Origin of the sequence: Pelobacter seleniigenes DSM 18267 (assembly GCF_000711225.1) — a bacterium.
GTDB lineage: Bacteria > Desulfobacterota > Desulfuromonadia > Desulfuromonadales > Geopsychrobacteraceae > Seleniibacterium > Seleniibacterium seleniigenes.
In genome coordinates, this window is sequence record NZ_JOMG01000002.1 from 2934057 (window position 1) to 2958018 (window position 23962).

22 protein-coding genes and 1 pseudogene are annotated in these 23962 nt (G+C 49.9%); 10 read left to right on the forward strand and 13 right to left on the reverse strand.

From position 1 onward, the window contains the following. Positions 1-67: 67 nt before the first annotated feature. The 8 genes from N909_RS0116235 (at position 68) to N909_RS25350 (ending at position 6092) form a co-directional block, all read left to right on the forward strand. A complete protein-coding gene (locus N909_RS0116235) occupies positions 68-289 on the forward strand; it encodes a hypothetical protein (RefSeq protein ID WP_029917007.1) in 222 nt (73 codons plus the stop codon). 3 nt (positions 290-292) lie between these two features. Further along, positions 293-748: a hypothetical protein gene (locus N909_RS0116240; RefSeq protein WP_051689834.1), complete on the forward strand. Its 456-nt coding sequence runs from the start codon at positions 293-295 to the stop codon at positions 746-748. A gap of 2 nt (positions 749-750) precedes the next feature. After that, positions 751-1299, forward strand: a complete 549-nt coding sequence (locus N909_RS0116245) for a hemerythrin domain-containing protein (RefSeq protein WP_029917011.1) — start codon at positions 751-753, stop codon at positions 1297-1299. Positions 1300-1429: 130 nt separating this feature from the next. Continuing rightward, the gene (gene hcp / locus N909_RS0116250; RefSeq protein ID WP_029917013.1) at positions 1430-3046 is read left to right on the forward strand and encodes a hydroxylamine reductase; all 1617 of its coding nucleotides are present in this window, start codon (positions 1430-1432) and stop codon (positions 3044-3046) included. A gap of 54 nt (positions 3047-3100) precedes the next feature. Continuing rightward, the gene (locus N909_RS26200; RefSeq protein ID WP_084167739.1) at positions 3101-3253 is read left to right on the forward strand and encodes a PAS domain S-box protein; all 153 of its coding nucleotides are present in this window, start codon (positions 3101-3103) and stop codon (positions 3251-3253) included. Positions 3254-3749: 496 nt separating this feature from the next. Next, positions 3750-4277 carry a cytochrome c3 family protein gene (locus tag N909_RS0116260; protein WP_029917015.1) on the forward strand — a complete coding sequence of 176 codons (528 nt, stop codon included), beginning with the start codon at positions 3750-3752 and terminating at the stop codon, positions 4275-4277. A 45-nt stretch (positions 4278-4322) separates the two neighbouring features. After that, entirely contained in the window at positions 4323-5702 is a 1380-nt protein-coding gene (locus tag N909_RS0116265) for a multiheme c-type cytochrome (RefSeq protein WP_029917017.1), read from the forward strand. A gap of 207 nt (positions 5703-5909) precedes the next feature. Then, entirely contained in the window at positions 5910-6092 is a 183-nt protein-coding gene (locus N909_RS25350; RefSeq protein ID WP_084167740.1) for a DUF362 domain-containing protein, read from the forward strand. A gap of 295 nt (positions 6093-6387) precedes the next feature. Here the strand turns inward: N909_RS25350 and N909_RS26205 are convergent, their stop codons facing one another. Further along, complete coding sequence (locus N909_RS26205; RefSeq protein WP_245613611.1) at positions 6388-6621, reverse strand: hypothetical protein; 234 nt, start codon at positions 6619-6621, stop codon at positions 6388-6390. Between the two features lie 246 nt (positions 6622-6867). Here N909_RS26205 and N909_RS0116290 point away from each other — a divergent pair. Further along, a pseudogene (locus N909_RS0116290) lies at positions 6868-7047 on the forward strand (IS5/IS1182 family transposase); the annotation flags it as partial. A gap of 287 nt (positions 7048-7334) precedes the next feature. Here N909_RS0116290 and N909_RS0116295 read toward each other — a convergent pair. The 8 genes from N909_RS0116295 to N909_RS0116330 all read right to left on the reverse strand — a co-directional run bounded on the left by N909_RS0116295 (position 7335) and on the right by N909_RS0116330 (position 19151). Continuing rightward, on the reverse strand, positions 7335-8939 hold the full coding sequence (locus N909_RS0116295) for an MFS transporter (protein ID WP_029917022.1): 1605 nt from the start codon (positions 8937-8939) through the stop codon (positions 7335-7337). A 29-nt stretch (positions 8940-8968) separates the two neighbouring features. After that, on the reverse strand, positions 8969-10462 hold the full coding sequence (locus N909_RS0116300; protein WP_029917023.1) for an MFS transporter: 1494 nt from the start codon (positions 10460-10462) through the stop codon (positions 8969-8971). Positions 10463-10534: 72 nt separating this feature from the next. Then, positions 10535-11215 (reverse strand): respiratory nitrate reductase subunit gamma, encoded by a 681-nt coding sequence (gene narI / locus N909_RS0116305; protein ID WP_029917024.1) that lies wholly within the window; start codon positions 11213-11215, stop codon positions 10535-10537. Then, a complete protein-coding gene (gene narJ, locus N909_RS23965; protein ID WP_051689835.1) occupies positions 11212-11757 on the reverse strand; it encodes a nitrate reductase molybdenum cofactor assembly chaperone in 546 nt (181 codons plus the stop codon). The genes narI and narJ overlap by 4 nt, the downstream gene beginning before the upstream one ends. A 2-nt stretch (positions 11758-11759) precedes the next feature. Beyond that, positions 11760-13247, reverse strand: coding sequence for a nitrate reductase subunit beta (gene narH / locus N909_RS0116315; RefSeq protein ID WP_029917026.1), 1488 nt, complete (start codon positions 13245-13247; stop codon positions 11760-11762). Positions 13248-13278: 31 nt separating this feature from the next. Continuing rightward, the gene (locus N909_RS0116320) at positions 13279-16902 is read right to left on the reverse strand and encodes a nitrate reductase subunit alpha (RefSeq protein WP_029917027.1); all 3624 of its coding nucleotides are present in this window, start codon (positions 16900-16902) and stop codon (positions 13279-13281) included. Next, a complete protein-coding gene (locus N909_RS0116325) occupies positions 16899-17399 on the reverse strand; it encodes a c-type cytochrome (protein ID WP_162179131.1) in 501 nt (166 codons plus the stop codon). Before N909_RS0116325 ends, N909_RS0116320 begins: the two co-directional genes overlap by 4 nt. Positions 17400-17771: 372 nt before the next feature. Next, positions 17772-19151: a sigma-54 interaction domain-containing protein gene (locus N909_RS0116330; RefSeq protein WP_029917029.1), complete on the reverse strand. Its 1380-nt coding sequence runs from the start codon at positions 19149-19151 to the stop codon at positions 17772-17774. A 426-nt stretch (positions 19152-19577) separates the two neighbouring features. Here N909_RS0116330 and N909_RS0116335 point away from each other — a divergent pair, with 426 nt between their 5' ends. Continuing rightward, positions 19578-20525 carry a CopD family protein gene (locus N909_RS0116335; protein WP_029917030.1) on the forward strand — a complete coding sequence of 316 codons (948 nt, stop codon included), beginning with the start codon at positions 19578-19580 and terminating at the stop codon, positions 20523-20525. A gap of 283 nt (positions 20526-20808) precedes the next feature. On the opposite strand, the gene N909_RS0116340 is transcribed toward N909_RS0116335, so the two are convergent. The 4 genes from N909_RS0116340 to N909_RS0116355 form a co-directional block, all read right to left on the reverse strand. Then, positions 20809-21501, reverse strand: coding sequence for a DNA-binding protein (locus N909_RS0116340; protein WP_029917031.1), 693 nt, complete (start codon positions 21499-21501; stop codon positions 20809-20811). A 77-nt stretch (positions 21502-21578) separates the two neighbouring features. Then, positions 21579-22430 carry a hypothetical protein gene (locus N909_RS0116345; protein ID WP_029917034.1) on the reverse strand — a complete coding sequence of 284 codons (852 nt, stop codon included), beginning with the start codon at positions 22428-22430 and terminating at the stop codon, positions 21579-21581. Then, the gene (locus N909_RS0116350) at positions 22420-23619 is read right to left on the reverse strand and encodes a site-specific integrase (RefSeq protein WP_029917036.1); all 1200 of its coding nucleotides are present in this window, start codon (positions 23617-23619) and stop codon (positions 22420-22422) included. Before N909_RS0116350 ends, N909_RS0116345 begins: the two co-directional genes overlap by 11 nt. Further along, positions 23612-23851: a hypothetical protein gene (locus N909_RS0116355; protein WP_029917038.1), complete on the reverse strand. Its 240-nt coding sequence runs from the start codon at positions 23849-23851 to the stop codon at positions 23612-23614. Before N909_RS0116355 ends, N909_RS0116350 begins: the two co-directional genes overlap by 8 nt. Positions 23852-23962: the final 111 nt, after the last annotated feature.

Sequence of the window (23962 nt, forward strand, 5' to 3'; positions counted from 1 at the left end):
AATCAATTTCTTCATTCCCTCCTTCAGGTATTGTCTGCACATCACACGGACAACAAGGAGCAATCCAATGAACCTGCAAAACAATATCGGTGAGCAACCAATCAATAAAACCATAGAAGCCCATCCTGTCATCGGCGAGATTCTGCAGAAATACGACATCGGCTGTGTCACCTGCGGAGTCGGCATTTGTCTCGTCAAGGACGTGGTGACGATTCACGCCTTGGGGGCAGAGGCCGAAGCAAAGATCGAGCAGGAAATAAACGATTACCTGAACGATAAAGGAGAATAAACCATGGCAAACCTGGCATGCGGATGTCCCGGCTCACAGGTCCGGACAATAAATAAGGCTGAAAACAATAACGAATCAACAGGGCGCCTTTCTTCTGAACTGCGCCAGTGGCCGACCCAGTTACATCTGGTCCCGCCAACCGCACCCTATTTGCAGAATGCTCACCTGTTGATCGCTGCAGACTGCACCCCATTTGCCTACGCAGACTTTCACCGTGATTTCATCAAAGGCCGGGTTCTGGTCAACGCCTGCCCGAAACTGGATGACAGCAGTCCTTATGTTGAGAAGTTAGCAGCGATGATTGCCCAGAACGATATTCAGTCGGTGACCGTCACCATTATGGAAGTTCCTTGTTGCCGCGGATTGGCCATGTTCGCCCAGCAGGCAATTGCCCAGTCCGGCAAGGATGTTCCTTTGGATATCGTCATCATTGGCGTGGATGGTCAAAGGAGAAACTAACGATGAAGACTGATGTCACCCAGGTAATGGTTAAAGAGCACCAACTGATTCTGCGAATGATTGCCCTGGTTGAACACAATACTGCCCTGGTGGAAAAAGGAACGTTCAGTAACTGGACCTTTTTCCTTGATGCTGTAGACTTTATTCGTAACTTTGCAGACCGCTTTCATCATGCCAAGGAAGAAGATGTTTTGTTCATCGAATTAGTTAAAAATGGCATGCCAGAGAAACAATCCCCCATAGAAGCCATGCACATCGAACACGATCAGGGCCGTGCTTTTGTCCGCAATCTTGAAACCGCAGCTCAAAAGGTTATCGCAGGTGAAACGGAGCAGATCTCAGCCATCATTTCTAATGCCAGGGGCTACGCAGCACTGCTCCGAGGCCATATTGAAAAAGAGGATACTGTTCTTTACCCCCTTGCCGAAAGGGTTCTGCCCGAGGAGGTTCGATCAGGCATGTTGCAAGCCTACAATGACGCTGAGCTAAAAACACCAGATCTGGAGAACAGGTATCGGGACATGGTTGAAACGTACGAGGCCGGCAACTAGTAACGAGCCACAAGCAAGAATAATTTTTCATATCACAAGGGAGTGAGACGAAATGGGATGGTTAGATTTCTTATTTGGCAAAAAAGAGCCGGAAAAAACACCTAAACCAAAGGAGGATAACAGCATGTCGATGTTCTGTTACCAATGTGAGCAAGCCTCAAAAGGTACCGGATGCACCGCGATCGGTGTTTGTGGCAAACAGCCTGATGTTGCCGCCCTGCAGGATTTACTGGTTTACACGTTGAAAGGCATTGCGTTCTGGGCCAATAAGGCCCGGGAAAACGGCACTAAGGATAACGAAATTGATCGTTTTATGATCGACGGTCTGTTTACGACTGTCACCAATGTTGATTTTTCTGCCGAGGCGGTTTCCAGCTTTATTGTTGAAGGAGTTCGTTTGCGCGATAAGGCCAAAACAATGGCCGGCCCTGTCACAGGAACAATCCCCGCAGCGGCTCAGGGCTGGAATCTTCCGGAGAGTATTGCCGAACAAGTCAAGCTTGGTGAACTGCACGGGGTCAAGGATTATACCGTTGATGACGATATTCATTCAGTTCGCGAACTGATCACCTACGGCATCAAAGGCTACGCAGCCTATGCGGATCACGCCCGTATTCTGGGGAAGGAAGCGGATGAAATCTACGCCTTCACCCATAAGGCTCTGGCCGCGCAACTTGACGACAGCCTTGATCTGATGGCCAATGTCAACCTGGCCCTGGAAGCAGGAAAAATCAACTATCTGACCATGGAACTGCTCAACCAGGCTCACGTTGCTGCCTATGGTCATCCGGTTCCTACACCGGTCCAACTCGGCACCAAGGCTGGCAAAGCCATTCTGGTATCCGGTCACGACCTCAAGTTCCTCGAAGAACTGCTCAAACAGACCGAGGGGACCGGTATCAATATCTACACTCATGGTGAGATGTTGCCTGCCCATGGCTATCCGGGACTGAAGAAATATGCACACCTGGCCGGCAACTTCGGCGGGGCCTGGCAGGATCAGTACAAGGAATTCCAGGATTTTCCGGGCGCGATTATCTTCAACACCAACTGCATCCAGAAGCCTGCCGACAATTACAAGGGTCGGCTGTTCACCTGGGGCCTGGTGCAGTGGCCTGACGTCAAACATATCGACGGCTTTGATTTCTCGGAAGTCATCAAGAAAGCCCAGGAGTGCGATGGTTTTGAAGAGAATCCGGGGCAGGAAATCCTCACTGGCTTTGGCCATAACGCTATCCTCGGTGTGGCCGATAAAGTTATCGAAGGAGTCAAGGCCGGTGCCATCAAGCACTTTTTCCTGGTCGGCGGCTGCGATGGCGCCAAGAGCGGCCGGAACTACTACACTGAGTTTGCTGAAAAAGCTCCAAAGGATACCGTGATCCTGACCCTGGCCTGTGGCAAATTCCGCTTTAACAAAATGGACCTGGGTGATATCGGTGGAATCCCGCGTCTACTCGACGTCGGCCAGTGCAACGACGCCTACAGTGCTATTCAGGTCGCTTTGGCATTATCCGAAGCCTTTGAATGCGGCGTCAATGAACTGCCATTGTCGCTGGTCCTGTCCTGGTACGAGCAAAAAGCGGTTGCTATCCTGCTGACTCTGCTCCACCTGGGGATCAAGAACATTAAGTTGGGACCGACATTGCCTGCTTTTGTGACTCCGAACGTCCTTAACTTCCTGGTCGAAAATTACAATATCGGACCGATTACCACGGCAGAAGAGGACCTCAAACAGATTCTTGGATGATCATATATTAAAAAAAGCGCTACCCGGTTCAGCCGGGTAGCGTGGGATAAAACCATGGTTATTCCTACAGACACTCCGGATGTTGTTTTGTTTGCGGATCAAGAAGGAATGATTCGTTTCTGGAATAAAGGAGCCGAACGGATTTTGAGTTTTTCTGAGGAAGAAGTGCTGGGCAACTCTCCTGACCTTATTATGCCGGAGAAGTAACGCGGTCGTCATTGGCAAGGATACCTCCAGGTTTTACAAACCGGTATCAGTCGCCACAGCACTGACCTTCTAGCTGCTCCTGCTCTCCATAAAGAGGGAAAGCGGCTCTCCTGCGAGTTTTCTATTGTCACGATTCACGATGAAACAGCCAGATCATCGGCTTTGCGGCTATTATGCGTGATGTCACATCCCGATGGGAAACAAAGCAAGCACTGAAGAAGGAAATCGCTCCGTTAAAAGGCTGAAGATACTTCTAAAAAACCATCCTCTCAGGTAACCCTTCTCTTCTGTAGCATGAAAGCAAAGTCGTCCCCCCAACAGGCATAACTTTGCTTGTTTTGTCTCGTCAAATTGATTCTGCACTTTACAGTGATAAGATTAAACTCACGTAAACTCTCGTAATATTCTCTACATTAGAAATACTTCAAAACACCGACTCGGTCGAAAGTGAGGACAGGCAAGCTTAATACATTGCAGAGAGAAAGGAGGTGACCCAATGAAAGGATGGATTAAAGCCAGTCTGCTCGTGATTGCCGGTGTCATACTGGGTGTCCCTTTGATGAGTATGGGATATTACACGATGGTACGAACCTCTACCCCCCAGTTCTGTGCTCTTTGCCACGAAATTCAACCTGCTTATCACGATTGGAAAACATCAAGTCACGGGTTTAACGAGCAGGGAGTTGTGGCTGACTGTATGGACTGCCACTTGCCCGCCCCCCATAATACCTTCAATTTTTTTTATAAAAAAGCCTACCACGGTATCAAGGATGTCGTCGCTCACATCTTTCTGGAGAAGTATGACCGTGCGGAAAACCGTGAGCGTGCCTATCACGATATCGAGAATGATCAGTGCATGAAATGTCATCGCAACCTACTTTATCTACCCGACAAACGCGGGGCAATGCTGGCTCACCGCACTGTCATTTATCCTCGCGAAGGCTTCGTGAAAAGATGTACGGACTGCCACCGTCATCTCGTTCATTTCCCAAAATCCCAGTATGCTTATGCCAAAGAACATTGATCCTTTTTAAAAACTGTTATTTTTCGATTGAGGAAGGAGTGGCTTATGAAAAGATATCTTTGTTTAGCAGGCCTTATGATATTGAGTGGCATTTTTGCTGCGTCGGTTTTCGGCGCCAACCAAATCAAACTCAGAGACTTTCGCCTGGAAAGAAGCATGTCGGAAGCCGCACGGGCATGCTTAGAATGTCATAAGCAAGAACATCCGGGGATTTTTACCGATTGGGCTGAAAGTCGTCATGCCAATGCCAATATTACCTGTATCGACTGTCACCTCGCAGATGAGACCGATCCGGATATCAGTGAAACCCATTATAAACAATATCAACGTGATGATACTCCTTGGGGACGAGCGGAATATCGTGTACCCATCGCTGAGGTGGTCACCCCAAAAGACTGTTCGCGCTGCCACCCGGATGAAGTGACCGAGTACAGTCGCAGTAAGCATGCTCATACAGTTGAAATTATGTGGAAAATAGACCCCTGGCTGAACAAGGGGATGAATTCCGATACCGAGCGTCAAGCAGGCTGTTATTACTGTCATGGCACAGTGCTCGAAAAGGATGAAACGGGTCGCCTCTCCTCCGAAACTTGGCCCAACGTCGGTGTTGGTCGCATTAACTTGGATGGCAGCAAAGGGAGTTGCACAAGTTGCCATACCCGCCATAGATTTTCTGTTGCAGAAGCCCGCAAACCCGAAGCCTGTGGTCAGTGTCATTTGGGACCCGATCACCCGCAAATTGAGATTTATACCGAGTCGAAACACGGTGATATCTACGATGGGTTCGGAGATACCTACAATTGGGATGCTGCACCCGGAACCTGGACCGCTGGAGTAGATTATCGTGCTCCGACCTGCGCATCGTGTCACATGAGTGGTGCTGGTGATCAGGTAACCACACATGATGTCACTGAGCGGCTTAGTTGGGAGTTACAAGCACCTCTCACCGTTCGCCCCGAAGAGTTTAAACCGCTGCCTGCTCAGAGCAATTGGAAAGTTGAGCGGGATAAGATGAAAAACATCTGTAAACAGTGTCATGCCAGCAACTGGATTGAAGATCACTACACCAAGCTTGATAAAGTGGTGCAGGAGTATAATGACGTCTATTTTAAACCGGCAAAAGCGATGCTGGATGACCTGTACAGTAAAGGACTACTCGATAATTCCAAATTTTTTGACGAACACCTTGAGGTGGAATTCTACGAACTCTGGCACCATGAAGGTCGACGGGCTCGTATGGGGACAGCCATGATGGCTCCAGATTATGCATGGTGGCATGGATTCTATGAGTGCAAACATCGCTACAACGGATTTATGGAAGAGGCGAGACATCTGCTAGATACGGGTGAAAAAGCCTATATATATAAAGATTTCCCTAATGCGACAGGAGATACTACTCGACCTCCTGTCCTCTTTGGGAAATGAAATAGGCAAAATCTTTAATATTCAGTTAGTTCCCCAATATCCTCCCAATGCCCGGGAGATGTTGGAAATGTTGAGCAATAAGGAAACTATTTTCGTTACTCTCTGGAAATTAGACACAGAGGTTTCCCGGGATGACTCTATCGGTGAATTGCTCTAGATCTCGACCAGAACCGATAACTTAAACACATCTACGGAAAGGGGAGAAAAATGGGAACTCATTGGATCGACGAAGGCTGTATCAACTGTGGTGCTTGCGCTGAAGTTTGTCCGGTTGATGCGATCAGTGAACAGGGGGATGTGCATGTTATCGATAAAGAAACATGCACCGATTGCGGAAGCTGCGACAGCGTCTGTCCCGTCGATGTCATCAACTGGGAGACGACAGTCTGACCGTCCGCAGAAGTCAAATAAGCACTGTTTCGGCCTCAGATCCGAAACAGTGCTGTTCAATTGGAACAAATGTATTTTCCCCGGGATGATGTGGCCCTCCATTCAGGCTTCTTTTATCTGGTTTCTAACGAAATTCAAGACTCCACCGGCCAATAGATGCTGACGCTGTCGATCCGAAACCTCAAGTCGTGTGATAATTTCCTGCTGATCGATCAAAACTGGGATTTCAACTCCACCGCGTTCGATGATTTTCCGCAAATCCGGCAATTCGACCCGGGCTCCTTGTGATGCTCGTTCAAAATCCCCAGGTTTTTTTGAAGGTCAGGGGGAGGATCCCGAAATTACATAGGTTGGCTTTATGAATACGGGCGAAACTTTTGACAATCTTGGCCCGTACTCCAAGATAGCGCGGGGCCAGCGCAGCATGTTCTCGACTGGACCCCTGTCCGTAGTTCTCTCCGCCAATGATAATTGCATTCCGGTATTCCCGACAGCTTGTGGAAATCTGGATCAATCTGGTAGTAGACATACTCGCTGATGGCCTTAATGTTGGAGCGTAATGGCAAAACCTTGCTTCCTGGGGGCATGATCGTATCCGTTGAGATGTTGTCTTCGACAATCAGCACAATTTTAGCGTCCAGGGTTTCGGGTAAGGCGTCCAACTCCGGAAACGGCATGATGGTTGGACCCATAAGAATTTCGGTCTGCATCGATTCCGGACTCGGGAAAACAATGGAACTCATATCGACAAGGTAATTATCTGACCAACCGGAGTGAAAAGAGCATGAAGCCGAGTGGGTGGCGCTGGTTTAAGCGACGAAACGCTATTGAGCCAGTGATTGGCCACATGAAGACCGATAACCGGATGGATCGCAACTATCTCAGTGGAGCCGATGGCGACAAGATCAATGCCATCCCGGCGGTTTGCGGATTCAATTTAAGAAAGCTCTTGAGACTATCTTTCGGCTAATTTTCAAAGATCTCATACGCTGCAAGCTTTTGCAGCAGGAGCAGAAAGCCCGTGCAGGGCTTCTCCTTCAGCCATTAAAAAAACTAACACCGAGCAGCCTACCTGATTTGTGTTCACTGACAGGCTGATTTCGATTTTTTCGGGACCGACTATGCAGCTTTAGGTACCACAACGGCCTTGTCCAGTGACGGTTGGAGTCAGTAATGCTTTACTGGCGGCTGTCAGTATCGTTGTCGATTCTGTGCTAAATGTTATGTCACCTCATACTCTTATTACGGGTTTTGAATGTAGGCATTCTTCCGGGTATAGAACCACCAGTTTAAGGCCAGGCAAATAAAGTAGAAAATGGCGAATCCATAGAGTGCATATTCCGGCGTCGTTGCTTTGATCTGCTCACCGAATACCTGGGGAATGATGAAAGCGCCGTAAGCCGCCACGGCCGAGGTCCAGCCGAGAACCGGCCCGGCCTGCTCCTTGTTAAAAATTATCGCGATCGATCTGAAGGTTGATCCGTTGCCTACGCCGGTCGCCGCAAACAGGACGATGAACAGCAGCAGGAACGGGTAGAAGTAGTCCTCCGGGGTAGCAGAAGCATAGGCCGCTTTCATGAAATATGCACACCCCAGGGCAGAAATAATCATAACGATAGAGACCCACTGCGTGACGATGGCGCCTCCCAATTTGTCTGCAATTTTACCCCCGACCGGCCGGATCAGCGCGCCGATAAAAGGTCCCATCCAGGCAAACATCAAGGCACTGGGACCATTGACATTGGCTGTATTGTGGGTTAGTACGCCGTCGACCATGAGGTGCGAGAAACCGAATATGACCTTGATCGACAGGGCAAAAGCGGCTGAATAGCCGATAAAAGAACCAAAGGTCATGGTATAGATGATGGTCATTGCCCAGGTATGTTTATTATTGAAAATCCGGTACTGCCTCTCCAGGTTAGCCCGTAGTTCGCCTCGAGTCAGGTACTTCATGCCGAACACCGTAGCGGCAATAATTAGTGGCAGGACAAGCCACTTACTCAATAGCCCCAGTCCGATTGGCGCTGGCAATAGGAGGTAAAGGCCGATGCTGGCGGTGACAAAGGCGATCATCAGCAGACCGGTGATTTTAGCAAACGCATGGACTGTCGAATTGACATCAGGTGAGACGGCCTCGGTTCTGATGTTGTGCATGCCGAAGTACCCAACGACGGCAAGCGGGATTAGCAGGATCAGCCAGATGTAACCGGCATTTTGGATGTATGTTTCGGTGCCGGCCGGAATCTTGCCGATCAGTGTGCCGCTTGTGTTGATCAGGGTCTGAGGCTTGCCGCCGAACAAGCCGAAGGTCATCACCAGCGGAATCAGAATCTGCATGGTCGTGACGCCGAAATTGCCCAGCCCGGCGTTCAGACCGAGGGACGTGCCTTGCATCCTTTTTGGAAAGAAGAAACTGATATTGGACATCGACGAAGCAAAGTTGCCACCGCCGATTCCCGAGAGCAGCGCCAGCAGGTAGTAGATTTCAATCGGCGTGGTTTTATTCTGCAGGGCGATACCGGTGCCGAATGCCGGAATGATCAGCAGCGCGGTGGTAAAGAAGATGGTGTTACGGCCACCGGCGATGCGAATCAAGAACGAACTGGGAATGCGCAGGGTTGCACCGGCCAGTCCGGCGATCGCCGACAGGGTGAATAGCTGTGACTGGCTGAAAGGGTAGCCGAGGTTGATCATCTGGACGGTAATGATGCTCCAGTAGAGCCAGACGGCAAAGCCGCAAAGCAGTTTGGGAATCGAGATCCACAGGTTGCGAGTGGCGATTTTCTTTCCGGTGGAATTCCAAAACTGCTCATCTTCCACATCCCATTTATCCAGGTTGATGGACATACTGTATCTCCTCGGTCAAGTTAAGCGGGCTAGCTGCCGGCTTCGAATTTTTGCATATCTGCAGGGTGCTTGTTTTTCATCATTTTTGTCGCGACAAGATGCATCCAGATTAGACAGATCAGCGACAAGGCGAACATAAACATCCAGCAACTGGTCCAGAGCCCGGTCCCTTCGAGTAGATATCCGAATATAATTGGGCAGAAGAAGCCTCCCAGACCTCCAAGGACACCGACCATGCCCCCGACCACCCCGACTTCCTCAGGAAAGTAATCGGGAATCAGTTTGTAGACGGCCGCTTTGCCGATTCCCCAGATGCTGCCGAGCATCACGACAATCACGGCGAAAATCCAGACATTGGCCTGAAAAAATATCCGCGTAACCCCCTTGGCCAGCAGTTCCTTTTTCTTAACTTGCTGGCCGACCTCGACAGTCGGTTCTTGCCAGGTCTGTTTGGTCGGAAGAACTAGAATTTGGCTGTCAAAATTGTAAAGCGATTCCGGTTTCTGTTTGAGACCGTAACTATTTTCACCGATATTGATCGAGGTTGCCGTAACCTCGGTAACGGTCCCAGAACGTTTGGCCATAACTCCGCGTCCCGGCGAATAGATCTCCATCTTCGGGATGATGACCATAAAACTGAGCAGCACCGAAGCGCTCAATACCCAGTACATGACCGTTCGGCCGCCGAACAGGTCGGATAGCCAGCCGCCCAGCGCACGGATGACGCCGGAAGGCAGGCTGAATGCTGCGGCGAAAATTCCAGCAGTCACCAGGGGCAGGTAATAAACATTGACGAAATAGGGGACCAGCCATTGGGAGAAGGCAACGAAACAGCCAAAGACCAGGAAATAGTAGAGACCGAATCGCCAGACCCGGATATCCGAAAGTGGCCTGAGCATCTGGCGGAAGCTTTTGGTTGAAGATGCTGGTTTCTTGTTCTCGGCAAAGATGAAGAACAGAACACCCATTGATGCCAGCATAATCGCATAATACACCGGCAGCTGACGCCAACCTTCGATATCGGTGCCGTAATCTGTCAAGTGATTCAACAGGGTAGGTGCAAACAGTGTGGTCAGCGCTGCTCCGGCATTTCCGGCACCGAAAACTCCCAGTGCGGTCCCTTGCCGCTCACGAGGATACCAGACAGAGGTGAAGGCAATGCCGATGGAAAAACTGACCCCGGCCAGCCCGAAACCGAAACTGCAGAGAGCAAATGTGGTGAGGCTGTCTGCCTTGGAGAGTAAATACATCGGAATTGCACAGATGAGCAGCAAGGTACCGTAAATTGGTTTGCCGCCGAATTTGTCGGTCAGCATCCCGGCCGGCAACCTGAATATCGATCCGGTCAGGACCGGAATCCCCATCAGCCAGCCAATCTGCACCGGCCCCCAGTTGAAAACCTGATTATCCACCAGAAAAGTCACCAGCACGCCATTGAACATCCAGGCGGCGAAACAGATCGTGAATGCCAGGGTGTTAAGGAAGAGCATCTTGTGTGATTTTACGGTGGCAACTTCTTGCATGATCACACCCTTCAGGGATGGGTTCAGTTCAACATGGGAACAACGGCAGATAAATTCAGATCAATCACCCCTTCAACTTTGGTTGTTGCGCTGCCGATACCAGACCACCACCTGATAGGGACGGCTGATATAGCCTAGAGGGATACTAGCAACGTGAACCAACCGGGAAAAAGGAAACAGCGAAACCATGAAAAAGGCATTGACCGCATGCAGCTTGACGACGACAGGCATGTTTGCCAGATATTCAATTTTCGGGCTGAAGGAAACCAGTGACCAGAGCCAGGGAGAGACGGTATGTATGTACCAGAACCCGCCCCAGCGCATGGTGACGGCGATAAAAACGCCGGTCACAACCTGGAACAACAGGGAAACCAAAAGAACCCAGTCGATGATTGTCGTCACTGCGGTGACCCGGGCGTTTCCGGTACGCCGGATAATTAAAATCAGCATGGCAATTATTGTGATCATCCCGAGAATTATTCCCGTGACTTCCAGTAGGTACAAACGTCCCGGCGCCCCGAGCAAAGTTCCCCAGAAGGGCGGAAAAAGAAACGCCAGCAGGTGGGCCGACAAGATCAGGAGTATGGCATAGTGCCAGGGAACCGAGCCCCAGAACAGGGCGCGACTCTCAAGAAACTGTGATGATTGTGACGAATAGGAATAGCGATCGAAACAATAGCGATAGGTACCAACGGCAACAGCGAGTGCGATTGCCACGTAGGGAAACACGCCGAATAAAATCAAATCCATCATGATAATGCTCCATTTTCTGCGTTGCTTTTATTGAGAAAGCTTTGCAGGGCTTTGAGAAGCTCTTTATAGGGATGATCATCGTTTTCAATGGCTTGAATGATCTTTTCAAGTGCTGGCAAAACTCCATCGTCTATCAATTCCCGACAACACTCCGGGTCGTTTACGGTGCCGATGAAACGAAGAACCTCGCTTAAATGATCCGGCAACTCATTTCCAGGAATAAAACCCTGTGCACGATAGATCTGCTGCATCTTCATCAGGAATAGGGCGCGCTTTTGGCTTTCTCCGCAGAGTTGATAGCCGATATAGGGATGGCAAACCGGCTGTAGATCAAAGGTTGATGTGTACATCTCTTCAATCCGGGCCGGATCGGCCAACTCCACGAGAGCAATGAATTCATTTAACTTTCCGGCGGCTTCCGGACATGTTTTGAATAACGCATCCTTACAGGCAACAGCTGTTTGCTTTACACCTGAGTCTGGATAGCTCAGCAACGCGGAGAATTGACGACATATGTTTTTACTGATTTGACAATTCATCATAATTACCAGCGTCTCTTGGGTGGCTGTCGTTTGCCGAAACCCATGCCCTGTTTATATTTTTCGGGGTCCATTCCGGCTTCAATAGCCTGTTCGCGCAGCATTGGCGGAATCACCATCCGTTGCTTGATGCTGGTCAGTGCGGTCATGCGGAAAATGGCCTCGATCATTGCACTGTCGATACCAGCAATCGTTCGTGCTTTTTCTGCTTCTTCTGCAGAGATATCCCCGGTGGTGGTATTACGTCGCTGGATCCGTACTGCAATCAGTTTGCGATAAACAGTCTTGATTTCTTCTTCATTTCCACCGGTGAAGAGGCCGGCAAGATATTTAAGCGGTAATCGGGCTTTTTCCAAGCTGCTGAAAAAGTCGTCAGCCAGTTTCTGAACGCCTAAGGTCTCTCTCGAAATGACTGGAAGCAACGGCGGGACATAAAACAGCATCGGCAGGGTCCGGAATTCCGGATGAAGCGGCAATGCAATACCCCATTCCTTGACAAATTTGTAGGTCGGGGATTTCTGTGCCGCCTCCAGAACTTCGGGTGGGATACCGCATTTTATGGCTTCTTCCTGCACTTTCTGATCGAAAGGATCGAGGATCATGTCGCGTTGTGCAGCTGCTAGTTCCGTGTTGGCAAGTCCGGCAACTTTTTCAATGCGATCGGCATCGTAGAGCAGAACTCCAAGGTAGCGAATGCGACCGACGCAGGAATGGAAACAGGCCGGAGCTTCTCCTGCTTCCTGGCGTGGATAACAGAGAATACACTTTTCGGATTTACCGCTGGCCCAGCCGTAATAGGTTTTTTTGTAAGGACAGGCCGATACGCACATCCTCCAGCCACGGCATTTGTCCTGGTTGATCAGCACGATGCCGTCTTCACCGCGTTTGTAGATGGCGCCGGATGGACATGCGGCCACGCAGCCGGCATTTAGACAGTGGTTACAAATGCGCGGCAGGTAAAACATCACCATCTTTTCGATCGCAAACATCTGCTGCTGTTCTTCATCACTCAGTTGTACGACGCCAGGATCATTGGCGGCATAGATATTCGACCCGGACAGATCATCGTCCCAGTTGGGACCGGCCTCAACCTTTATCGGTTTGCCGCTGACCATGGACACCGGGCGAGCGGTCGGTTGATCTGTCCCGGCCGGCGCATTGGTCAGGTCCTGATATTTAAAGGTGAATGGTTCGTAATATTCGTCCATCGTCGGCAGGTCTGGGTTGTGAAATATTCTGCTCAGCGATGCCGCTTTGCCGCCCATTTTTAGATGCAATTGCGAACCGGTTTTTTCCCAGCCGCCCTTGTACTGCTGCTGGTCTTCCCATTTGGTCGGGTAACCGGTCCCTGGTTTGGTTTCAACATTATTCCACCACATGTACTCGGTCCCCTTACGGTCGGTCCAGAGGTTCTTGCAGGCGATGCTGCAGGTATGGCAACCGATACATTTATCGAGATGGAAAACCGATGACACCTGTGCACGTATATTCATAGTTATAGCTCCTTAAATAGCCGTGCCGGGATTACCAGCTCGGTTCCCCTTTGAGTTTACGCACCAAAATAAAGGTGTCGCGATTGGCGCCGGGAGGGCCCCAGTAGTTCCAGCCATAAGTAAACTGACCGTAGCCGCCGAGCATCAGATTCGGTTTGAGCCGGATCCGGTTGAGGCTGTTATGACCACCCGCCCGTTTATTGCCACGCAACGGTGATTTGGGTACGCCGATAGTGCGTTCCGGGGCGTGATAGAGGAAGGAGATCCCTTGCGGCAAGCGGGCGCTAACGACCGCCCTGGTGACCACAACACCGTGATCGTTGTAAACTTCGACCCAGTCATTGTCGATTACACCGATTTTTTCCGCGTCCTTGTCGTTGATCCAGAAAGGATGACAGCCGCGTGACAGAGTCAGCATCCGGTGGTTGTCACCATAGGTTGAATGGATCCCCCATTTCCCGTGCGGAGTCAGGTAGTTGAGCATGATACTCTGTTCATCCGATTTGCTGACCACCAGATCCTGCAGCGAACTCGGGCTGGGCTTCGGTTTGTAGGTCGGCAGATGTTCGCCGTAGGCGATATAGCCTTCATGATCAAGATAAAAATGTTGCCTTCCGGTCAACGTCCGCCAGGGAACCAGGCGCTCGACATTGAGACTGTAAGCGGCATAAGCGCGACCGTTATTGGTCAGACCGCTCCAGCAGGGACTGGTCAGGAGACGTTTGGGCTGGCGGTCGATATCGCTGAAAGTGGTGCGAACCGCACGGGTATCCGCCGCTAGGTCGACTAGCGGCATACCGACCTTTTCCTCCTTCGCCTGAAAGGCCCGGAAGGCGAGTTCGCCGTTGGTCTCAGGAGCGAGTTGGAGAATAACGTTGGCCGCATCCCTGGCGTTGTCCAGCGACGGATAAGTTTCGCCATCCCAGGTGACGGTCGGGTTGGTTTTGATCAATTCATCATAGAAATCTTCGATCTGCCAGGATAGGCCGTGGACACCAATGCCGTTTTTACGGGCACCCGGGCCGAGGGAGATAAAACGTTTATAAAGATTGACATAGTCGCGTTCGACGACTGCCAGGCCTGGCATGGTTTTGCCGGGAATCGCAGCGCATTCGCCTTTGATCCACTCCTTGATTTCCGGCTGGGCCATTTCTGCAGGAGTGTCGTGAGCAAGGGGAGTTGAAACGATGTCACGGACCGGATCGGGAAGATGAGTCTCGGACATTTGGCTGATTTTTTTCGCCAGTCCCTTGAAAATATCCCAGTCGCTTTTCGATTCCCAGCAAGGCGGTACGGCTTCCTGGAGCGGGTGGATAAACGAGTGCATGTCGGTCGTGTTAAGATCATCCTTTTCATACCAGGTCGCAGTTGGCAGGACGATATCCGAATAGACGGCCGAGGTATCCATCCGGAAGTTGATGTCAACCACGAGATCCAGCTTACCCTCCGGAGCGTTCGTGTGCCAGATAACATCCTTCACAGAGCCCTCAGCGGTTTCTGGCGCTACCGTGTTTGTGTGTGTTCCAAGGTAATGTTTGAGGAAATATTCATGTCCTTTGGCGCTCGACATCAGCGCGTTTCCACGCCAGATGAACCAGACCCGCGGCCAGTTTTCCGGAGCGTCGGGATCTTCAACGGCAAATTTCATTTTTTTATCGGTTAACTGTCTGACGGTCCAGTCGATGATCTCCTGATCGCTTTTGGCCCCGTTTGCCTCCGCTTGTTTGATGACTTCGCAAGGGTTCCGGTCGAATTGGGGATAGAAGGGGAGCCAGCCGTTGCGCACCGCACGGATCTGCTGATCAATGGTGTGTCCCCCATTGATCCTGTTATTCTCCGGAATGGCATTGACGCGCATCTCGTCGGCCGTACGCTCGTAGCGCCACTGATCGCTGTGTACATAATGGTAGGAGGGGGCATTCTGAAAGCGTGGCGGTTTCGACCAGTCAAGAGCTCCCATGATGGTCGCCCAGGGCGCGATCGGAGCTAGCTTTTCCTGACCGACATAGTGATTGAGGCCGCCGCCGTTCTTGCCGACACAGCCGCACAGCATCAAAGCAGCGATACCGGCTCGATAAAGCAGGTTGGCATGATACCAGTGGTTGACTCCGGCGCCGATGATGATCGAACATTTGCCCTCGGTCTTTTCAGCCGTAGACGCCCACTCGCGGGCAAACTGGATGACATTGGTGCGGTCGATGCCGGTAAATTTTTCCTGCCAGGCCGGGGTGTAGGCCCGTTGGTCATCATCATAGTTTTTCGGATCATCTCCCTGTAATCCGCGGGCGACACCGAACTGGGCCATCAGCAAATCGAAGACGGTGGTGACTGGAACCGGGCCCTCGGACGTTTCGAGATAACGAACCGGGACCCCGCGAACGGCCTTGGTTTCGTTGGAAAAATCATCAAAGCTGACCGGCAAAACTTCAGTGCAGTTGTCCAGTAGGGAAAGTGCGGGGGTAATATCGCTGCCGTCCTGACCATCCTTCATCTGCAGGTTCCATTCACCTTTTTTCTTCTGCCAGCGAAACCCGAGAGTTCCCAGCGGCATTTTGGGCCGGTCCTGACTCTCATCCCAAACCAGATATTTGAAATCGGCATTCTCATCATCAGCGTACTGTTCGATGTTGGCAGCGGTTGCCATTCGTCCCGCCTGATAAACGCCGTCTTTCTCCGTTAAACGGATCAAAAAGGGCGTGTCGGTGTAACGTTTCAAATAATCGATGAAATAGGCTGTTTTTGCTTGGTGATGGAATTCGCTGAGGATGACATGGTTGACCGCCATCCAGAATGCTCCGTCCTGTCCAGCGTGGGCCGGGATCCACCAGTCGGCGTGCTTCGATGTCATGCTGAAATCTGGCGAAAGAACCGTTACTTTAGAACCATTGTGCCGAGCTTCGACCAGAAAGTGAGCATCCGGTGTTCGGGTCATGTTGACGTTCGAACCCATCACCGCAATATATTTGCTGTTGTACCAGTCGGCACTTTCCGAGACATCAGTCTGTTCGCCCCAGACTTCGGGCGAGGCGTTCGGCAGGTCGCAATACCAGTCGTAAAAACTCAGGTTGACACCACCCATCAGTTGCAGAAATCGGGTGCCGGCGGCAAAACTGAGCATCGACATCGCTGGAATTGGCGAGAAACCGACCAAACGGTCGGCACCATGTTTCTTGATGGTATAGATGGTCGATGCGGCGATGATCTCTTCAGCTTCATCCCAACCGGCACGGCGGAACCCGCCTTTGCCGCGGGCCTGCTGATAACTTTTGCGTTTTGCCGGATCCTCGACGATCGATGTCCAGGCAGCAACCGGATCCTGGTGTTCCTCCTTGGCTTTTCGCCAAAGATCAACCAGGGTACCTCGCAAGTAGGGATATTTGACCCTCAGGGGGCTATAGAGATACCAGGAAAATGAAATTCCGCGCTGGCACCCGCGAGGTTCATAGGGCGGAATTCCGTCTTCCAAGGCTGGATAATCGGTCGTTTGTAATTCCCAGCCGACAATCCCATCCTTGACGTGAACATTCCAGGAGCAACTTCCGGTACAGTTAACGCCATGTGTGCTTCTGACCACTTTGTCACACTGGTTGCGGTTGCGATAGAACTCTTCCCATGCCCTGGCTTTAGGATCGATGATATCTTTAATCCAGCTCATTGCAGTCCACCTTTGTTTATGAGGTTGCGTTGACGGTCAATCAGTGGCTGACGGGTTGTATGCATCCGTCTTAAGCCGACCAGGAAGGTCAGTCCGAGCAAAATTACGACGCCGACAATGACCTGAAATGCGAGTTTTCTAGGATTCGGGGTCACGGAAAGTTGTGCGGTCTGTTGCAGGAATGCAATCATATCGGCCTGTTCTGTTTCAGTCAGAGGCCGATCAGCGAAAATGGCTTCCATGCTGGGAAACGGCAGCGATGGGAGGACCCCTTCCAGCCCCTCGCGACCATAATTGTCAAAAATTTTGGTGAGGTCGGGGCCATAGTTGGCGCCGGCAACCATGCCCAGCCCAGCAAGGTTATGACAGGCCAGACAAGGAGCCCCCCCTTTTTCAAATGCTGTGTTTCCGGTAAATAGTGCTTTGCCGCGTGCAGGATCTCCATCCATTGCAAATCCTGAACTGGAAAAGAAAGGCAACAGGGCAAGAATGATCAAGGACAGTCTTATGAATTTGTTCTCTGGCATATTCGCTCCTTTATAGCTGGCCGTCTCGATGATTTTGGGCCAGGGAGAAAGCACAGCAGTTACAAAAAATCCTGCCTTGAATATTTAAAGTTGTGGTGATGTGAATTTCATTGCCTCCGCAGGGGCTGAGAAACGGATTATGATTCAGTCTGCAAGCACGACAGTTCTCTTAATTGTCCGGCCACAGCCGTCGCGTCTCTACCGTTGTTTTACACAGATCATACCAACCTGGAAATCTTCAAGTTAACCATTTGAAAACAAAAGAGAAAAATAATAAAATCCATTCTTTGTGCGTGGTGTAATGAACCAGTTTTCGGGTAAACGTTACTTACTCGTAACATATCAAGAGGGATGCTTCTCTTTCGTAACATCTCCCTCTAGCTGGTACCGCTGAATCTTCTCCCATAGCGTTTTCCTGGATATGCCAAGTGCTTTGGCCGTGGGTAATTTTCGTCCTTGGTTGATTGTCAACTTTTGGAGAATCAATTCTCGTTCGACGCCAGCTAATGCCTCCTTGAGATTGCTTTCATCAAATTGAAAAGCAGGTGTTGTCAGACCAGTTTTTTTGATCAGGTCACTGGGAAGATCAGAGGGCATGATCGTACTTCCACGGCCTAAAGCGACAGCTCGCTCCATCGCATGTTTGAGCTGTCGAACATTACCGGGCAACGGACTGCTAAGGAGCAAATCACAAACCGGTGCAGATAATTTTGGGATCGGTTTTTTCATTTTCCTGGCGAAATGCTTGATGAATGCTTCGGCCATAGGGATGATGTCTTCCAGGCGCTCTCTTAACGGGGGAATTTCAATGGATATGACGTTAATCCGGTAGAAGATATCTTCACGAAAACGGCCATCAGAGACCGCTTTTCCCAAGTCAGCGTTAGTTGCGGCAATAATTCTGACATCGACATTTATTCCGTTTTGGCCTCCGACTGGTTGAATGATTTTGTCCTGAATAACCCGGAGTAATTTCACTTGAGCAGGCAGCGGCAGTTCCCCAATTTCGTCAAGAAAAAGAGTCCCGCCAGACGCAGCTAGAAATTTCCCCTTGTTATCGGTATGTGCACCGGTAAAGGCCCCCTTAACGTGACCGAACAACTCGGACTCGATCAGATTTTCCGGAAGTGCTCCGCAGTTGACTTTAACAAGAGGGTTTTTATTACGTGGGCTGAGGCTGTGGATCAGATCGACAATGCATTCTTTGCCGGTACCGCTCTCACCGGTGATGAGGATGGTTGATTCGAGCGCCGTTATTGCATCGACGGTCTCTAGAATCCGTTGCATCGCTGGACTCTTGAAAATCAGTGGCGTTCCTTTTTCTTTTGCAGCCAGAATGTTCTTAAGTTGGCTGATCTCTTCGGTCAATCGCCGCTGTTCGGTGATATCGCGACTGATTAAGAGCGTGCCAAGGAATTGGCCCTGATCGTCATGGACCGAAGAATAGGAATTGTCGAAGTAGCGCCCTTGGGCCTGAATGACCCGATGGCTGGAAGGAAGTGCCCCGCTCTGCATATTGCCCAGCAGTTCACTGAGTTGCGGGTGTGCTCGGCGTGGATGAATGTCAAAAATCGAGCGGCCAACAATTTGATCTGCCCGGACCTTGCGAATTTTTTCGGCAGCCCGGTTGCAGATCTGAATGACATGCTGGCTGTCGAGAAAAATGACTCCCTCGCGCATGTGGGAGATAATCGCCGCAAAAATGTCAGGCACCGGTTTCATCGGTCAACCTCCTGTAACCTTTTTGTAACATCGTCCGTCATGCGACTGATCCAGAGAGGAAAAATCCTTTTACTGTTTAGGTCTGTTTTTCTGAATTGCCCGAGCTCTCCATTTTTGCTATTTCGTTCGTTTTTCAGAAATAAATATTTGCGCTTTTTTTGAAATTCTGTTTTCTTCTAAAATTCCTATTTAATTTAAATTATACACAAGAATAAAAGGCTAAAACCTTGACCTGTATCAATTATGTAAGCTTTTTAATTTATATGAACTTCTTTTTTTGATCTAAAATGTTAGTCTGAACGAAATTTCGTTAAAAATGAATGATTACCAACGAAAATTTTAATATGATAGATAAGAATGAGAAAGTAAGAGGCCTTCTCCTGCGTTGGTGGACCTGAATTCAATTTATACCTATAAGGACGCCAGATGAATCTCCGTGCCCACCTTAATTTTCTTTTCATCCAGACTCTTCTGATTTGCTTACTCTTGGCGGGATCTGCTCTTGCAACAGAGGAATTTGCGGCAGATACGGGACAGGACTGTGCCGTTTGTCATGTCAACCCTTCCGGGGGCGGCGAACTGACGAAGGTTGGCGAGGGGTTTGCCCTTTCACTCTCGGAACCTTCTGAACCTATGTCCGCCGCCTCAGCCGATTCTGGTTCGGGGAAGTCTCTTGCCTATTTTGTTCGGCTGGTGGCGGGCTATCTGCATATACTGTTTGCAATGTTCTGGTTCGGTACCATTCTATATGTCCACCTGGTGTTGAAGCCAGCCTATGCATCGGGCGGGTTGCCTAAAGGGGAAGTCAAACTTGGACTGCTCTCGATGCTGATCATGGCCGTTACCGGGGGGATTCTGTTTGCTTTCCGGGTGCCATCGGTCGACTTTCTCTTTTCAACCCGGTTTGGCATTTTACTCCTGATTAAAATTGCCCTTTTCCTGGTCATGGTGGGCTCGGCCATGATCGTCGTGCTATTCATCGGCCCACGGCTGAGGCGACGAGACAGTTCGATGCCCTCCCAGACAGCTTCCGGTGATTTGTCGCTGGAAAATTTAGCCCAATATGATGGTAAGGATGGCCGGCCCGCATATATTGCATATCGGGGGGAAATATACGATGTTAGTCAAAGTCGACTCTGGAAAGAAGGGACCCATGTTGGTCGTCATCAAGCAGGGTGTGACCTGACAGAGATTCTGAGCCAGGCGCCGCATGAGGAGGACAAAATATTCGCCATGCCTCGGGTAGGTAGACTGTTGCCGGAGGAAGGCCCGGGTCTTACCCTGCCGCAGAAGGTTTTCTATTTCATGGCCTACATGAACCTGGGGTTTGTGCTGCTGATCGTCCTGATCCTTTCCTTCTGGAACTGGCTGTAATTGAACAAGATTTTAGGCGATATCACTGTTGTTTCACAGCTTAATCAATGAAATAGAAGGCCTGTAACCTCTTTGTGTTAAAATGAATTTCGCCAAAAACACATTGAAAAACGAGGTTCCAAACCATGGCTGTCATTCGGCATAAAAAATGACCCACCATCGGCGCTCAATTTAATTGGCTGCCTTTTTGCAGTTTATCAGTCGTTTGGCACCATTTTGATTATTGTTCGACCTATTACCGATTTAGCGAATAATGGTGTCAAGGTGGTTTGCTGAGCAACATTTAGGTTGCTTTCGCCAAAGTATCCTTGAGATCTGCCAGCTTTTGCTGGGCAACAGCGGCTTTTTTCTCCGCGGCGGCTAGCTCTTTCCGGGAATCGCTGAGACTCTGTGTGAGTTGGTCAATATGGCTTCTTTGCTTTTCGACAGTCATCTGAAGGCTTTCAATATTGCATTGTCTACTGACGTTTTCTGCTCGAACGGTTTCGAGGACTTTGTCGATGTCCTTCCGTTCTGTCATATAACCGGTAACCCAATTTTCAAGGCGGCAGATACTTTCACGGGCGACTGCAAGATCCTTTTCGGCCTGCTGTCGGTCTTTATTGGTGGAAGCTGTGAGGGATTCAAGCTTTTTCTCAAAGGTATTGGCCTTTGTCTCGAGATCTGTTAACTCTTCGATAAGTTCCTGCTCACGTTTTTGAAAGCTTTCGACCTGGTGTTCGTATTTTTCGGTCAGCGCTTTTGTCTGGACAGCAATTTCTTTTTTGAACGCAGTGAGAAAACTATCGGACATCTCTTTCGCAAACAAATCATTCTGAAGGGACTCTTGCTCTTCAACCATCCTCATCAGTTTGTGGACCGTGGACATCCCACCCCCGGTAATGGAGCGAACATTCCGTCGACTGACACGTTCGTCTTGATCCCGCAGATGAAGCATTGCTTTTTGGACCTGCTCAAAAGTGATTCCCTGTTCCATAATAGTCATCCTGTTACATCGTTACAGTAACGTTCCTGGAACGCTCTGACTGGAACGTTACTGTAACGGCCATTGTCTTAAGCATGACGTTTCGCGATATCAAGGCCGGCACTGATGCGATCACTGCAGGCCACGAGGTCAGCCATGTTGTAGTGGGGGATCGCGCTCTTGGCTTTCCATCCCAGCAGATAGCGCAATTCTTTAGCGCCTTCCAGCCATTGTTCTTGAAACTGCTGAAGAGCGGGTCCAAGAACTTCGCAGGTCAGCTTGTCATGTTCGACACAGGTTCCCAGTGACGTCCAAGTCATTTGAGGGGTCAGCGTCAGAATTTTGCCGATATCATGGAAGAGGGCGGCCACCAATCCGAGCTCATAACTTTCTTGGGTGAATCCCTGTTGTGATTCGATCATGGCAAAACTTTCCAAAGAATGTTTCAACAGTCCACCAGGATAATTATGGTGATGATGAAGACTTCCCGGACAAGAGACAAAAGGGTAGGCGATGCCATCATTTCCCAAAACCTGAACAACAAACTGTCTCAGAGCCGGAATGGTGATCAGCCGCAGTGCGGCCTGAAGTTCAAACAGCAAACCCGGCTGCGGACAAACCGACTGGGGGATGAGCCTGATGGTGTCATGATAAGCAAGCCTTGCTGGAACCAAGGTCTTTAATTCGACAAAAGATTGACCTTGTTGGCTTCTGAGGCGTCCTTCGACATAGGCCCGAGATAAATCGAACAGACCTTGCGACTTCATGACCTGGTCCTGCCAGGAAAAGGCATAAAGGTGACCTGTGAAATCTTCCAGCCGCAGACGGACAAAAGGACGTCCTGTGTCCGACTCACCGGAATACGGTTCTCTGATTCTGAATGTGCCGGAAATGGGCCCTTGGGCCATGTCCAATTGATTTTGGAGATAGTTAGTTGTCATGGTCACCTCCATTGATCCGAGCCGCCAGCAGATTTTCAAAAGCGGTCCCGTCACGACGAGTCAGGTTCGGGACAAAGCGGGAATAGACCGTAAAAAGCATCGTCGTTGAACTGTGTCCCATCTGCCGGGCAATCCATTCAGGATTTTCTCCTGACGCCAGCCACAGGGTTGCCGTTGTATGCCTGGTCTGATAGGGGCGGCGGCGTTTCATTCCCAGCATTTCCAAGGTGGGATACCAGATCCTTTTCGTGACGTTGGTATGGTCAAGAGGAGTTCCGTTTCGATTGCAGAAAACGAATTGACTCAGTTTTCCTGTCACTTCCCACTGAGCCTTAAGGGCCTGGTAAACCGGTTCTGACATCTGAATCTCACGGACTGAACCAGGAGTCTTGGTATTTTCCTCTCTCATCCGAACCAAAGTCTCGCGAACCAGAATTTCGCGCCGGTTGAAGTCGACGTACTTCCACTTCAACCCATCGATTTCTCCAGTACGCATTCCGGTAAAGAACCGAACTTCGTAATAGTTGCGAAAATCTAAGCGCACCGTTGACAGAATCAGACGTACTTCATCAATAGTGAAGGGATCGACATCCGACCTTGGGACTTTCAACGGTTTGATTCCTTGAAAGGGCGTGATAAATTGGAACCGGTCAGCCGCATCATTAAGAATCATACGTAAAGATGTCATGATGTGATTAATCCGCATAGGCGATAACCCCGTCTTGTTTCCAATCTGGACTTTGGCGAGTGAGGATCGGAATTTGAGGATGTCACCCTTGGTGATGTGGCTGACGTTCATATCTCCAAAACGGGGGATCAGATGTTTATCCAAAATTCCTCGAACGGTCTCCTGGTGGGACAGCTTCCAACGGATCAGGTTTTCTTCAAACCATTCTTCTGAAAACTCTTTCAGCGAGGGGGAATCGCTACACACAGCCTGCATCTCTTTAGGATCAACCGGTTTAGCTTTCACGGGCGCTTGTACCTTCTCGAGGTTTTTGCTATTGGGGAAATACTTTTCATACTGAAAAGTGCCCGCTTTGATTTCCCTGTCGATCTGTGTGGCATAAGGCTCAAGCTTTTTTCGATTCTCAGGCGTATCCTTGAGCAGGGTTTGTTCCCGGCAGCGAACACTCTTATACCGAAAATCGAAAAACAAAAAGTTATTACGCGTCCGAATACTAGCCATTGAAAACACCTCCATTAGCCATCGGAATGATTGGGGCCTGTTCTTTGGATTCTTTGACCATGTCCTTTTCGATTTGCTCCCAGATGTAGAGAACACGGCGACGACCGAATGGACGGATGTAGTGAATCCCTTCGATGAAGACGGCATCTTTAAGAGCGCTACGGATGTAGCGAGCGTCGTAGCGCAGGCGAGTGGCGAGTTCTTCTGTTGTCATGTAGGTTTGTTGATTCATTGTAGACTCCTTTCTACGTTTGATGTGTAAAAGCATCATAAGTTGCTTTTATGTGACTGTCAAGAACGTTTTTTGAATATTTTCTACAATGGTCATGGATATGCATCGGTT

Bases quoted from the DNA above. Each gene is read 5' to 3' on its own strand.
- N909_RS0116235 (WP_029917007.1), top strand. From the start codon at position 68: ATGAACCTGCAAAACAATATCGGTGAGCAACCAATCAATAAAACCATA.
- N909_RS0116240 (WP_051689834.1), top strand. From the start codon at position 293: ATGGCAAACCTGGCATGCGGATGTCCCGGCTCACAGGTCCGGACAATA.
- N909_RS0116245 (WP_029917011.1), top strand. From the start codon at position 751: ATGAAGACTGATGTCACCCAGGTAATGGTTAAAGAGCACCAACTGATT.
- hcp (WP_029917013.1), top strand. From the start codon at position 1,430: ATGTTCTGTTACCAATGTGAGCAAGCCTCAAAAGGTACCGGATGCACC.
- N909_RS26200 (WP_084167739.1), top strand. From the start codon at position 3,101: ATGGTTATTCCTACAGACACTCCGGATGTTGTTTTGTTTGCGGATCAA.
- N909_RS0116260 (WP_029917015.1), top strand. From the start codon at position 3,750: ATGAAAGGATGGATTAAAGCCAGTCTGCTCGTGATTGCCGGTGTCATA.
- N909_RS0116265 (WP_029917017.1), top strand. From the start codon at position 4,323: ATGAAAAGATATCTTTGTTTAGCAGGCCTTATGATATTGAGTGGCATT.
- N909_RS25350 (WP_084167740.1), top strand. From the start codon at position 5,910: ATGGGAACTCATTGGATCGACGAAGGCTGTATCAACTGTGGTGCTTGC.
- N909_RS26205 (WP_245613611.1), bottom strand. From the start codon at position 6,621: ATGTCTACTACCAGATTGATCCAGATTTCCACAAGCTGTCGGGAATAC.
- N909_RS0116295 (WP_029917022.1), bottom strand. From the start codon at position 8,939: ATGTCCATCAACCTGGATAAATGGGATGTGGAAGATGAGCAGTTTTGG.
- N909_RS0116300 (WP_029917023.1), bottom strand. From the start codon at position 10,462: ATGCAAGAAGTTGCCACCGTAAAATCACACAAGATGCTCTTCCTTAAC.
- narI (WP_029917024.1), bottom strand. From the start codon at position 11,215: ATGATGGATTTGATTTTATTCGGCGTGTTTCCCTACGTGGCAATCGCA.
- narJ (WP_051689835.1), bottom strand. From the start codon at position 11,757: ATGATGAATTGTCAAATCAGTAAAAACATATGTCGTCAATTCTCCGCG.
- narH (WP_029917026.1), bottom strand. From the start codon at position 13,247: ATGAATATACGTGCACAGGTGTCATCGGTTTTCCATCTCGATAAATGT.
- N909_RS0116320 (WP_029917027.1), bottom strand. From the start codon at position 16,902: ATGAGCTGGATTAAAGATATCATCGATCCTAAAGCCAGGGCATGGGAA.
- N909_RS0116330 (WP_029917029.1), bottom strand. From the start codon at position 19,151: ATGAAACCGGTGCCTGACATTTTTGCGGCGATTATCTCCCACATGCGC.
- N909_RS0116335 (WP_029917030.1), top strand. From the start codon at position 19,578: ATGAATCTCCGTGCCCACCTTAATTTTCTTTTCATCCAGACTCTTCTG.
- N909_RS0116340 (WP_029917031.1), bottom strand. From the start codon at position 21,501: ATGGAACAGGGAATCACTTTTGAGCAGGTCCAAAAAGCAATGCTTCAT.
- N909_RS0116345 (WP_029917034.1), bottom strand. From the start codon at position 22,430: ATGACAACTAACTATCTCCAAAATCAATTGGACATGGCCCAAGGGCCC.
- N909_RS0116350 (WP_029917036.1), bottom strand. From the start codon at position 23,619: ATGGCTAGTATTCGGACGCGTAATAACTTTTTGTTTTTCGATTTTCGG.
- N909_RS0116355 (WP_029917038.1), bottom strand. From the start codon at position 23,851: ATGAATCAACAAACCTACATGACAACAGAAGAACTCGCCACTCGCCTG.